The organism is Nocardiopsis sp. CA-288880 (assembly GCF_050955985.1).
GTDB classification, from domain to species: domain Bacteria; phylum Actinomycetota; class Actinomycetes; order Streptosporangiales; family Streptosporangiaceae; genus Nocardiopsis; species Nocardiopsis tropica.
Genome location: NZ_CP192105.1, coordinates 15428 through 27760, shown reverse-complemented (window position 1 = coordinate 27760; position 12333 = coordinate 15428). Strand labels below are relative to the sequence as shown.

10 protein-coding genes are annotated in these 12333 nt (G+C 73.5%); 2 read left to right on the top strand and 8 right to left on the bottom strand.

Going from position 1 to position 12333, the window contains the following annotated elements:
* Positions 1–134: 134 nt before the first annotated feature.
* The 7 genes from ACQPYD_RS00105 to ACQPYD_RS00075 form a co-directional block, all read right to left on the bottom strand.
* Positions 135–701 (bottom strand): DUF1349 domain-containing protein, encoded by a 567-nt coding sequence (locus tag ACQPYD_RS00105; RefSeq protein ID WP_433699239.1) that lies wholly within the window; start codon positions 699–701, stop codon positions 135–137.
* Between the two features lie 177 nt (positions 702–878).
* Positions 879–2246 carry an MFS transporter gene (locus ACQPYD_RS00100; protein WP_433699238.1) on the bottom strand — a complete coding sequence of 456 codons (1368 nt, stop codon included), beginning with the start codon at positions 2244–2246 and terminating at the stop codon, positions 879–881.
* Positions 2247–2740: 494 nt separating this feature from the next.
* Positions 2741–3865 (bottom strand): adenosine deaminase family protein, encoded by a 1125-nt coding sequence (locus ACQPYD_RS00095; protein ID WP_433699237.1) that lies wholly within the window; start codon positions 3863–3865, stop codon positions 2741–2743.
* 83 nt (positions 3866–3948) lie between these two features.
* On the bottom strand, positions 3949–5010 hold the full coding sequence (locus tag ACQPYD_RS00090; RefSeq protein ID WP_433699236.1) for an ABC transporter substrate-binding protein: 1062 nt from the start codon (positions 5008–5010) through the stop codon (positions 3949–3951).
* 83 nt (positions 5011–5093) lie between these two features.
* Positions 5094–6104: an ABC transporter ATP-binding protein gene (locus ACQPYD_RS00085; RefSeq protein ID WP_433699235.1), complete on the bottom strand. Its 1011-nt coding sequence runs from the start codon at positions 6102–6104 to the stop codon at positions 5094–5096.
* Positions 6101–6898: an ABC transporter permease gene (locus tag ACQPYD_RS00080; protein WP_433699234.1), complete on the bottom strand. Its 798-nt coding sequence runs from the start codon at positions 6896–6898 to the stop codon at positions 6101–6103. Before ACQPYD_RS00080 ends, ACQPYD_RS00085 begins: the two co-directional genes overlap by 4 nt.
* Positions 6895–7716, bottom strand: a complete 822-nt coding sequence (locus ACQPYD_RS00075) for an ABC transporter permease (protein ID WP_433699233.1) — start codon at positions 7714–7716, stop codon at positions 6895–6897. Before ACQPYD_RS00075 ends, ACQPYD_RS00080 begins: the two co-directional genes overlap by 4 nt.
* A gap of 184 nt (positions 7717–7900) precedes the next feature.
* On the opposite strand from ACQPYD_RS00075, the gene ACQPYD_RS00070 reads away from it, so the two are divergent.
* Positions 7901–8878: a LacI family DNA-binding transcriptional regulator gene (locus ACQPYD_RS00070; protein WP_433699232.1), complete on the top strand. Its 978-nt coding sequence runs from the start codon at positions 7901–7903 to the stop codon at positions 8876–8878.
* Positions 8879–9053: 175 nt separating this feature from the next.
* Here the strand turns inward: ACQPYD_RS00070 and ACQPYD_RS00065 are convergent, their stop codons facing one another.
* Positions 9054–11171 (bottom strand): SMI1/KNR4 family protein, encoded by a 2118-nt coding sequence (locus ACQPYD_RS00065; RefSeq protein WP_433699231.1) that lies wholly within the window; start codon positions 11169–11171, stop codon positions 9054–9056.
* 304 nt (positions 11172–11475) lie between these two features.
* On the opposite strand from ACQPYD_RS00065, the gene ACQPYD_RS00060 reads away from it, so the two are divergent.
* Positions 11476–12231, top strand: a complete 756-nt coding sequence (locus ACQPYD_RS00060) for a MerR family transcriptional regulator (RefSeq protein ID WP_433699230.1) — start codon at positions 11476–11478, stop codon at positions 12229–12231.
* Positions 12232–12333: the final 102 nt, after the last annotated feature.

Below are 12333 nucleotides of genomic sequence, written 5' to 3'. Positions count from 1 at the left end.
ACCTCCGCCGCGGCACGCGGCCGTCGGCCCCGCCCCGGCGGACAGGCCGCGGGGCCCGGGCCCCGGGCCCCCGGATCTCCCTGTCGGTCTGTCGGTCTGTCGGTCTGTCGACAAACGGTCCCGCGGGGGCGACGCTACGCGTGCAGGTCCCCGGGGATCTCGGCGGAGAGCGTCAGGTCGCGGAAGACGGCCCGGAACCCCTCCCGCTCGGGCGAACAGCACATGACCCCGACCTGGCAGGACTCCGGCAGCGGCAGGTACCCCAGCCGCAGGAGGCGCCAGCCCGCGTCGCCGTCGAGGTACTGGACGTTGAGCGCGTCGCCGGTGCGGATCACGCGGAGGGTGACCTCTCCGGTGTGCGCGAGCGGCACCACCGACCAGTCGGAATGGCCGCGGGTGAGGACCGTGCTCAGGTTGAGCGCGCCCTCGGTGAACTCGACACCCGCCTTGACCCAGTGCTCCTCGTCCGCCCGGACCATGAGGCCGACCTGGTCGTACTGGACCTCGTAGCCGCCGCCGAAGGTGGCCTGGAGGGTGAAGTCCCCGGTCGCGGTCGCGTGCCGGAAGTGCCCGTCGTCGTGGACGAACCCGTAGTGGGTCCGGCGCCAGAAGTCCGTACGGCTGCCGGTCGTGACCGTGAGGACGCCGTCGTCCTCGGTCCAGTGGGGAGGTTCGTTGAGCCAGGTCATCTCGGGGAGCACGGCGCCACCTCTCGGGTCGGGAGGCGAGAAGTCTAGGGGAGGGCTCCCACGCGGGCGGATCGCCATGCCCACAGGTCGACACGGCGACACGGCGACAGGACGACACACCGACAGGGCGGGGGAAGCGGCTCCTCGGGCGGAGGGCCGGCGTACCGGCCCTCCGCCCGACGGGCGCCCCTAGGAGGCGGGGGTGGGCTCGGCGTCGTCCACGTGCAGGTCGACGCCCATGGGCTCCTTCACCATCGAGACGGCGACGAAGGAGACGGCACAGGCCACCACGATGTAGGCGCCGATGGTCCACGAGGCGTCGAAGCTGGTCAGCAGCAGCTCCGCGATCATCGGCGCGAACGCGCCGCCGAGGATGGCGCCGAGCGCGTAGCCGATCGACACGCCCGAGTAGCGGATCTCGGCGGGGAACATCTCCGCGTACAGCGCCGACTGGGGGCCGTAGCTGAGGCCCATGCCGAGGGTGAACACGAAGACCGCGACGAAGTACATCAGGACGTTGCCCGTGTCGATCATGAACCACATCGGCACGGCCCAGGCGGCCAGCATCGCGTAGCCGATCTGGAAGGTGCGCACCCGGCCGATCCGGTCGCACAGCCATCCGCCGTACAGGGTGGAGATCAGCCAGCCGAACGAGGCGAGCGTGGTCGCCAGCAGTACCGGCCCGCGCTCCATGCCCAGGCCGAACTCCTCCACCGGGCGGGACGCGTACGTCGCGAGGAACGCGATCACGAGGTACCCGGCCGCGTTGTTGGCGAGGAAGATCAGCGCGGAGAGGACGACCTCCTTGGCGTTGTTGCGGAACAGCCGGCGCAGCGGCGCGGAGGCCTTGGCCCGGCGCTCCTGCATCAGCTTGAAGACCGGGGACTCCTCCACGGACTTGCGGATGAGGTGGCCGACGATGATCAGCAGGAAGGACATCAGGAACGGGATGCGCCAGCCCCAGGCCAGGAACGCCTCCTGGCCGATGACCACGGTGATCGCCCAGACGACGAAGGTCGCGAGGATCATGCCGCAGGGAACGCCGATCTGCGGGTAGGCGCCGAAGTAGCCGCGCTTCCCGGTCGGCGCGTGCTCCACCGACATCAGCGCGGCCCCGCCCCACTCGCCGCCCGCGGAGAAGCCCTGGAGGATGCGCAGGAGGATCAGGAGGACCGGCGCCGCCACGCCGATCTGGGCGTAGGTGGGCAGGGCGCCGATGAGGAAGGTGGCCAGGCCCATCATGACGAGGGTGGCGACGAGCACCTGCTTGCGGCCGAACCTGTCGCCGAGGGCTCCGGCGACGATCGCGCCCAGCGGCCGGAAGAGGAACGAGATGCCGATGGTGGCGAACGACAGCACCTGGGCCACCGCGGGGCTGGTCTCGGACAGCGGCGCGAGGAACAGCGGTGCGAGCACCAGGCCGGCGGCCTGCGCGTAGATGAAGAAGTCGTACCACTCGATGGTCGTGCCGACCATGGTGCCCGCCAGGACGCGGCGGCGCTCCCTTGTCTCGACGGCGTCGGCCGGCACGGGGGCCGCGGGGTCGGAAGGTGCCATTGCTGCTCCGTAGGTTCTCTGCCGACCGGGGGTCGGGTTCTGCTGAGGGGCTCGGCCCTCGGTGGCCGGGAGGACGGTCACCGGTCCGGGGCGCGGTCGCGCGCCGGACACGTCGTCCGCGTCCTTCGCGGGGACGTGACGGGGCACACAGACCATACGCCTGAGGACACCATGCCATGTGACTCAAGGCACTTTTGACAAGGGGTCCCCTTTATCGCAGATGAGAGGCCCTGTCCTGACCGAACGGTCGGTGAGGATTTGGGCACGGAGCGGTCAACCGGCCCCGACCGGACGGCGCCCGCGGCCCTCCCGGGACGGCGGTCCGGGGCCCGTCGGCGCGGCGCCGCCGGGGAGGGGCGCGGCGGCCCCGCACGGCGGAGGGGCCCACCGGTTCCTCCGGTGGGCCCCTCCGCCGCCGACGGCGCGCGGCTCCCGCGTTCCGGCGGCGTCCGCCGGCCGGGCGGAGCCGCCGTCGCGCCCGCCCGCCGCCCGGATCACACCCGGGGCAGGCCGAACTCGTCGTCCAGGGCCGCCAGCTCCTCCTCGAACCGGGCGCGCAGGGCGGCCTTGCGGTCCGCGGGGAGCCAGCACGCCTCCACCCCGGCCAGGGCCATGGCGCGGAGCCGGTCCGCGGACGCCCCGATGTCCTCGGACATGATCCGGTACTCGGCGGCCAGGCTCGTCGGGAACATCCCCGGGTCGTCGGAGCAGGGGACGACGTTCAGCCCCGCGTCGAGCATGGCGCGGATCGAGGCCCGGCGCCACGGACGCCACGAGCGGCGCGAGGTGGTGGAGGCGACGGTGAACGCGACCCCCTGCTCGCGGAGCCGCTCCACGACGGCGTCGTCCTCCAGGACGTAGTAGCCGTGGTCGATGCGGTCGCAGCCGAGGAGGTCGAGGCAGGTGACGGTGTTGGCCGCGGTGGGCGCGTGCTCGGAGGAGTGGGCGGTGCGCCCCAGCCCCGCCCGGCCGGCGAGGGCGTACGCCTCGGCGAAGCGCTCGGGCGGGCCCGCGGTCTCCAGGTTGTCGAGCCCGATCCCGGCGACGTACTCGTGCGGGTGGTCGACCACCTGCCGCACCAGGGCGAGGGCGTCCTCGCCGCTCCGGCTGCGGTCGATGCCCTGGATCAGGAACCCGCTCATGCCGAAGTCGCGCTCGGCCATGCGGATGCCCTCGGCGTAGGCCTCGACGCAGCCCGAGTAGCCGAGCCCGGCCAGGTGCGCGGGCGGCGCGTCGAAGAAGAGCTCCAGGTGGCGGGTGGAGCTGGTCCGGTGCGCGTCCTCGAAGGCCTCGTAGACGATGCGGGTCAGGTCGTCGGCGTCGCGCAGCACCTCCGTGACCCAGCGCGAGACCTGGAAGAGCGAGTAGGACACCTCCGGCTCGTCGGGGGACCTGTCCTGGGGGACGGGGATGCGCGTGTTCCGGTACAGGTCGGGGTCGGGCGGCAGCGAGTTGATGTCGGCGTACACGCGCTCGGGCTCCGCCGGCAGGTCGAGCCCCTCCCTCCTGGCCAGCTCGGCGAAGGTCGACGCGCGCACGGTCCCGATGAGGTGGCAGTGCAGGTCCGCCTTGGGCATCCTGGCGACGTAGTCGGCGGGAAGGCTGTGCGGGGTGTTCATGGGCTCCCGGTCTGGTTGGAAACGGGTGGTACGGGTCGGGCCCCGCTGCGCGGATCGCGCCGCGGGGCCCGGGGGCGGCGCTCTCAGCCCGCGGTGACCTCGCGGGCGAAGCGCTCGACCCACTCGCCGCGCGTGGGGACGAGCTCGGCGGGGTCGAGGGTCCCGTAGCCCGCGGCGATCGGGTCGTCGGCGACGTCGCCGACCACGTCGGTGATCGTGGCGGGCACGGTGGCGTCGGGGTGCACCGGCATGTCCCCGACCAGTTCGGCCGAGGCGGTCTGGGCCTCGGGCGACAGCAGGTAGTCGACGAAAGCGTGCGCGTCCTCCGCGTGCGCGGCGCCGACGGGGATCATCGCCCGGTTGGTCGCCATGTAGGACCCGGTGGCGGGCGGGGTCCAGGCGACCGGCTCTCCCGCGGCGACCATCTCGGTCGCGAAGCCGCTCAGCGCGTCGGCGGCCACGATCTCGCCCTGGGCGAGGAGGTTGGTGACCTCCGTCGTCGACGTGTAGAACTGGAGCACGCCGGGGGCCCAGCCGCCCAGGGTGTCGAGGGCGGCGTCGATGTCGTAGGGGCCCTCGCCGTAGGTCTCGGCCACCCCGGAGACCATCAGCTGGCCCGCGGTGACCGAGATGTCGGGCAGGGCCAGCCGCCCGGCGTGGGCCTCGGAGCCGTAGAGCCCCCAGTCGGCGGCCTCCTCGGCCCCCAGCTCGTCCGTGTTGTAGAGCGTGCCGTTGAGCTGGTAGCTGTACGCCGGACCGGAGTAGCCCTCCTCGACCGCGAAGTCGGCGATCTCCGCGAGGTGGGGGACCTGCTCGGCGTCCACCTCCTGGAAGAGCCCGCTCTCCTGGCCGAGGGCGGCGTAGTAGTCGGAGATGAGGACGACGTCGGACCCGCCCCCGCCCTCCAGGTCCAGCTTGGAGAGGCGGTCGGAGTTGGAGCCGGTGTCGAGGACGACCTCGATCCCGGTCGCCTCCGTGAAGGGGTCGACGACGGCCTCCTGGAACTCCTCGACCCCGAACGGGAAGGTGCTCACGACGAGGGCGTCCGCGCTCTCGTCGTCCGAGGAGGAGCAGCCGGTGAGGACGACCGCGGCCGCGACGCCCGCGGTCAGGATCGGGCCGGGGCGGCGGATGGCGTGGGACATGGCGTGCGGTTTCCTCTCGCCGGACGCCCGGCGGATCCGGGCGGTTCGGAGCGGGCCGGGGTTCCGGTCCGCGGGGGACGGGGTCAGTCGGGCAGGCGCACCAGGGCGCCCTCCCGGGCGTCGACGGTCACCTCGCCCCCGGGCGAGAGGCCCTCGGCCGCACCGCCGCGCACGTCGCAGAGCAGGCGCACGGCCGCGCCGGTGTCGTCGGTCGCGTCCACGGTGACCAGGAGGTCGGCCCCGCGGTAGGCGATGTGGGCCACCGTGCCCCGCAGAAGCAGCCCTCCGGGGCCGTCCGGGGCGTCCGCGGCCCCCGCGGCGACGCGGAGGTTCTCGGGCCGGACCGTGAGGGTCCGGCCCGCGGCGTCGGCGAAGAAGTTCTCGTAGCCCAGGAACTCGGCGACGAAGCGGTTGGCCGGAGCGGGGAAGACCTCGCGCGGCGGCCCCTGCTGCATCACCCGCCCCGCCCGCATGAGCACCATGTCGTCGGACATCTCCAGTGCCTCGTCCTGGTCGTGCGTGACCAGGACGACGGTCAGGCCCGTCTCCGCCTGGATGCGGCGGATCTCGGCCCGCATCTGCACGCGCAGGCGCGCGTCCAGGTTGGAGAGGGGTTCGTCGAGCAGCAGGAGCTTGGGGCGGATCGCGATGGCGCGGGCGAGGGCCACGCGCTGCTGCTGGCCGCCGGAGAGCTTCTTCGGCCTGTTCCCGGCGAGGTGGGCCAGGCCCACCAGCTCCAGGGTCTCCATGACCCGGCGCCGCCGCTCCTCCTTCGCGACCCGGCGGAGCTTGAGTCCGTAGCCGACGTTGTCCGCGACGGTCATGTGCGGGAAGAGCGCGTAGGACTGGAAGACCATGCCCAGGTCGCGCCGTTCCGGCGGAACGCGCGTGCAGTCCCGCCCCGCGATCCGGATGGTGCCGGCGGTGGGCCTGGAGTACCCGGCCAGCATGCGCAGGCTCGTGGTCTTGCCGCAGCCGCTGGGTCCGAGGAGCGTCGTGAGCCGCCCCTCGGCGATGGTCAGGCTGAGGTCGTCGACCGCGGTGAAGTCACCGAACTTCTGGCTGACGCCGACGAACTCGGCAGCGCTGGTCATCGGTTGATACCTCCGAAGATCTTGGCGAAGCCGACGGTGCGTTCGGCGATGACGGCGAGGACGACGGTGCCCGCGAGGATGAGCGTGGCCATCGCCGCGACCATGGGGTCGTAGCTCTGCTGGACGTAGTCGAGCATCGTGACGGGCAGGGTGCGGAACTCCCGGGTCTGGAGCAGAAGGGAGAGCGGCACGTTGTTGAAGGAGGTGACGAAGCTCAGGAGCGCGGCCGAGAAGATCCCCGGGCGCAGCAGCGGCAGGGTCACCGTCGCGAAGGTCCTCAGGGGAGAGGCCCCGAGGCCCCGGGCGGCCTCCTCGACGTGCGGGTCGGCCAGCGCCAGGGACGCCCCCGTGACGCGCACCGCGTAGGGGATCATGAGCGCGGTGTGCCCGAGCGTCAGCGCGGTGAGGCTGTCGAGCCCGAACCCGATCATGAGCTGCTGGTAGAGGGCGAGCCCCACCACCAGTTCCGGGACGATGAGCGGCGACAGGAACAGGCCCTCGACCAGGCCCTTGCCGGGGATCCGGCCCCGGTGGATCGCGACGGCCACGGGCACGCCGATCAGCAGCGCGAGCACGGTGGCCAGCGCCGCCAGCTGGAGGCTCGACACGAGCGCGGTGAGGAAGGGCTCGTAGCCCAGCGCCTCCTCGAACCACCGGGTGGAGAACCCCTCCGGCGGGAAGCGGAGCGTGCTGCCCGCGGTGAAAGCGGTGACGACCACGAACAGGATCGGCACGAGCATGACGACGTATCCGGCGACCGCGAGCGCGGCCGCGACGGGGCGGCGGGTGTTCACGCTGTGGCCCCCTTGCGGCCGAAGGCGGAGGACAGGCCGGAGACGAGGAAGACGAGCACCGTCATGACGAGCGCGGTGGCCGAGGCGGAGGCCCAGTCCACCGTGACACCGGAGTAGGCGTAGAGCTGTGTGGCGAGCATGCGCTGGCCCGAGCCGCCCAGGAGGTAGGGCGTGGTGTAGGCGGTGACGGCGCCGGCGAAGACCAGGGTGGCCGCCACGACGATGCCCGGCGACGAGAGCGGCACCACGACGCTCCAGAAGGTGCGGATCCGGCCCGCGCCCAGTCCCCGGGCGGCCTCGTCGAGGCCGGGGTCGACCTGGGCGACCGCCGAGTAGCAGGAGATGACCGCGAGCGGCAGGAACAGCTGGGTGAGGCCGAGGACGATGGCGAGCTCGGTGTAGAGCAGCTGCGGCGCCCTGTCCACGAGTCCCGTCCCGACGAGGGCCTGGCCCACGGCGCCGTTCGCCCCCAGGATGACCAGCCACCCGAAGGTGCGCACGACGTTGCTGAGGAGCAGCGGGAAGATCGCGAGCGCGAGCAGGACACCCGCCCAGCGCGAGGTGGAGCGGGCCAGCAGGTAGGCGATCGGGAACCCGAGCCCGACGCAGAGCGCCGTCACGATCAGCCCCAGGCGGACCGTGCGCCAGATGATGCGCAGGTCGTAGGGGTCCGTGAGCATCTGGCCGAGCCGGGTGAAGACCTCCGCGGCTCCCGTGCCCGGCGGGGAGAAGAGCATCAGCAGCGTCGGGACGAGGAACCCCACGAGCAGGAAGGCCAACCCGGGCACGAGCAAGAGGGCCGACTTGCGTGAGTGCACGGCCTTCCTCCTTCGGGCGTGATGAAACCGGTTGCACAACCGGTTTCACACACCCTAGGGTGCGAAGACGCGTCCACGCAGCATCATCCGTGTAAACACCGTGTAACGACCTGCGAGACCCGGTGGCCGAGCCCGCGCCCCGCGACCGGGCTAGGGTTGATCGACGAGACCTGGAGGCGAATCCGTGCCCACTCTGGCCGACGTTGCCGCGCTCGCCGCGGTGTCGAAGGCGACCGCGTCCCGCGCGCTGAGCCGCGAGGAGCTGGTGGCCCCCGAGACCGCCGCCCGGGTCAGGGCCGCGGCCGAACAGCTGGGCTTCGTCCCCAACCGCGCCGCGCGCCAGCTCGCGCGGGGGCGCACCGGCATCGTCGCCCTGGTGGTGCCCACCCTGGACAACAGCTTCTTCACGCCCATCATCGGCGGCGCCCAGGCACGGGCGGGGGAGGCCGACCTCCAGCTCACCGTGTCGGTGCACCCCCTGGACTCCCCGGACGCGCCGGGGGCCTTCACCCGCCTGGCCAGCCAGGTCGACGGCTTCATCGTCGTGGCCCCGCGCGGACCGGACGACGTGGTCCGCGCCGCGGGGGCGCTCAAGCCCACCGTGCTGGTCGACCGCGAGATCGAGGGGATGACCTCGGCCGTGGCCGACACCGCGACCGCGTTCGGCTTCCTGGTGTCGCGCCTGGTGGACGACGGCCACGAACGGATCGTCTACGTCGGCGGGCCGGCGGGCTCCTGGCAGGACCGCCAGCGGACGGCCGCCGTCACCTCCGCCGCCTCCGGCCGCGCCGAACTGACCGTCCTGGGCCCCCACCCCTCCACCTTCGCCGCGGGGGTCGCGGTCGCGCCCTCCGTGCGGGACTCCGGTGCGACCGCGGTGGTGCCCTACGCGACCGCCATCGGGCTGGGCCTGATGTTCGCGCTGGCCGCCGAGCCCGCCGGGCGCCCCGTCACGGTCAGCTCGGAGCGCATGGTCGTGGAGTCCCTGGCGATGCGCGGCATACCGGCCATCGACGTCGACGGCGCGGAACTCGGCCGTGAGGCCGCGGACCTGCTGCTCGCCCGGATCGCCGCCGGCCCCCGGCGCCCCCTCCCGGCCGAGCGCCTGCGCCTGCCCGTGCCGGTGCGCTGGCCCGACACCGCGGAGCCCGTGGACGCGTGACCCGGGACGGGCGGCGCCGGGCGGACCCGGCGCGGCCCGGGAACCGGGCCTCCGAGCGGGCGGCCACCACGGCCGCCCGCTCCGTGCTCCCGGAGCCGGGACGCGGTCGGACGCCGACCGCCGCCCCACCGGGCGGAACCCGGAGGGGATGCGGCGGCGCCGACCCGTCCTCCCGTCAGACGTCCGTGCGGACGCCGCGCGGGGTGAACACCACCTCGCGCGCCCGGCCTGGGGTGACGGCGCCGCGCAGGGCGGGGTCGGTCAGCAGGACGACCGGCGCGACGCGGTTCGGCGAGACCGGGTACCACTCGGCCAGCGCCTCCTCGATGACGGCCCAGGCCTCGTCGCCCTCGCCCCGCGCCACGAGGGCCCGCGCCCTGTCCAGGGCGCGCTCGAAGGCGGGCGGCTCCGGGGCCCGGCGGGAGGCGAGCAGGGCGTCCCGCTCCTCGTCGGTCGACGGCAGCTCGAAGCCCGTCGCCCCGCCGCCCAGCGCACGGACCGCGAAGGCCGTGCTCCCGTGGGCGTCCAGCCCGGCGCTGTACAGGTAGAGCGGAAGGGCCTCGGCCTCGATCTGCCCGACACCGACCTCGGCCACCACGTGGGGCCGGTGCAGGAGCCCGCGCAGCTCGTGGTGGATCCCGTTGACGTCGAGGAAGGCCGAGAGCACCGCCCGGAGGTAGGCGGCGGCGCCCGACCCCTTCTCCTCGGCCTTGCGGAAGGTCTCCATCGCGTCGGTCACCCGGCCGCGCAGCGCCGCCGCGCGCCCCCGGGCCAGGAGTTCCTCGGCGCCCTCCGGGCGCACCGGCCGGCCCTCCGACCCGCTCAGCTCCTCGAACGAGGCGCGCTCGGCGACGACCAGGTCCGCGAAGGAGCGGTGGCGCTCGCCCAGGCCGGGGTACCAGCTCGCCCACACGTAGGCGGCCCACTCTCCGTCGGGGGAGACGTCCCCCGCGTCCAGCAGCCACGTCTGCGCGTCACTGGCGCCGGAGACCACGAGGAACGGGCCGACCAGGCCGTCCTCCTTCAGCTCCTCCTCGTCGAGCATCGCCTCGTCCTGGAGGTCCTCCGCCCAGCCCGCCTCGTCGGCGGGGAGGAGGGCGTACATGAACATGCCCATCCTGGTCCACCCGTCGGAGGCCCCGAGGAACGACCTGTAGCTGGGCGGCAGCCGGGTCCCGAGCCTTTCCTCCAGGGCCGCGATCCGCTCCTCGGAGGCGCCCTCGTAGCCCAGCCAGGACCCGGCGCGCTGTTCGCCGGTCGTCTCCACGAGCTCGCCCGGCTCCAGGACACGCAGCATGTCGGCGCTGTACTCGGCGAGGAAGGACCGCCAGCCCCCGACGGTGTTCGGGACGCCCTCCACGAGCTCGGCGGCGATGCCCGCGTACGGCGCCGGCGCCTCCCCCGCCGCGTAGCGGTGGCCGCTGAACGCCTCGTACGAGCGCCTTCCGGAGAAGAACCGGACCCGGCACAGCTGGGTCTCGCCCCCGCCGGAGTTGCGGGTGATCTCCAGCCTCAGGAACCGGTAGGACTCCTCGGAGGCCTCGCCGGTCACGTGGAAGTCGCGGGCGTGGTGCCGCTGCGGGAAGGTCTCGCCGGCGCGCGCGTCGAGGTCCACCCACGTCCGGCCGTCCTGTGAGCCCTGGAGCACCCAGTCCCGGGGGTCGCGGTCGGCGAAGTCGTTGGCCGACTCCAGCGCGTAGTGCCGGACCCGGACGGGCTCCTCCATGGCGAACTCCAGGAAGTCGGCGTCCCGCCAGGAGAGCCACTTGGCGGCCGTCGCGTCGAGCAGGTTGAGGGCGACCTCGCCGGCCCTCGCGTGCTCGTTCCCCGCCCGCACCTCGCGCACCCGGTCGGTGACCTCGACCATCGAGGCGGACTCGTCCAGGTCCACGGAGCGCAGGACGACCGTGCCGCCCCCTCCCTCCCTGTCGGCCCATCCGAGCCGCGAGACCGGGGCTCCCCCGTCCTCGACGAGCAGGCGCAGCTCCTCCCCCGCCCGGCCGCCCGCGACCAGGAAACGGTGGGGGAGGCCCGGGGACCGCCGCACCAGACGGCCACGCCACTCGTGGGAGGTGCCGTCCGGATCGATCCGCAGACCGACGAAGGCGGTCATCCCGGGGTCGAACCCGACCACCGCCTCGGCGCCGTCGACGTCCCGCCAGTCGAGCCGGGCGAGCGGTACGGCCGCACCGGCCTCGAACCCGACGACGAGCCCGTGGTCGGGCGTCCACCGCCCGGTTCCGGTCCGCTGCCTCTCGGTGAGGAAGACGAGGGAGGGCACGTGCTCCGACATGAGGACTCCAGGAGAGGGGAGGAGGGGAGGGGTACTGTCCGGCCGCGCGGAAGGGCGCGCCCCGGTGACGGGGGAAGGCTACGCGCGTGAGCCGACAGTCGGGGCCCCGCGGAACACGCGGCGGCTCCGGGGTTCCCGGCCGCTCCGGCGGGCGCCGCGCCCCCGTCACGGCAGCGGGCGCCTCGACGGCGGGGCGGCGGGGCGCCGCGACGGCGGGGCTTGACCATGCCGTAGGGGCATGGTTTTCGATGGGTACCGTCGGCGCGTCCGCGCCGAGGGGCGCGAACTTCGAGGAGGGGCGGGCATGGCCTGGAGCACCCGGCAATTGGCGGAGCTCGCCGGCACGAGCTTGCGGGCGGTGCGGCACTACCACGAGGTGGGCCTGCTGGAGGAGCCGGAGCGGCGCTCCAACGGCTACAAGAGCTACGGGGTGGCGCACCTGATCCGGGTCCTGAGGATCAAGCGCCTGTCGGAGCTGGGGTTCTCCCTGGCCCAGATCGCCGAGATGGGCGAGGCCGAGTCCTACCCCGACGAGGCGCTGCGGAGCCTGGACGCCGAGCTGGAGGCCACGATCGAGCGGCTCCAGCGGGTGCGCCTGGAGCTGGCCCTGGTCCTGCGCAAGTCGGCGCCCACCGAACTACCGCCCGAGATGGCGCTCGCCACCGCCGACGTGGACATGAGCGACGCCGACCGCTCGTTCATCGTCGTCATGACGCGATTGATGGACCCCTCCGCGATGAGCTCCTACAGCAAGGCGCTCAAGGACCGCCGGGTCGTCGAGGAGGAGTCCGATTTCGACGACCTGCCCGAGGACGCCGACGAGGAGACGCGCCGCGAGCTGGCGGAGCGGCTCGCCGGACCCGTCCGCGGCCTCCTCGCCGACCACCCCGTGCTGGGGGACCTGAACATGATCGCGCCGAAGCGCCCCCGGTACGCCGCGGAGACGAGCGTGACCGCGCTCAAGGACCTCTACAACCCCGCCCAGGTCGACGTCATGATGCGCCTGGGGAAGATCCTGCGGGACGACCCGCCCGCGTCCTCGCGGGACGAGGGGGCCTGACCGCGCACGCGTCCGGCGCCGCGCGGCGCGGGAGGCGTGCCCGCCGCCGGGGAGGGTCGACAAGTGGACGGATCGACGTGTCGACCCGGTGCCTTGTCGACC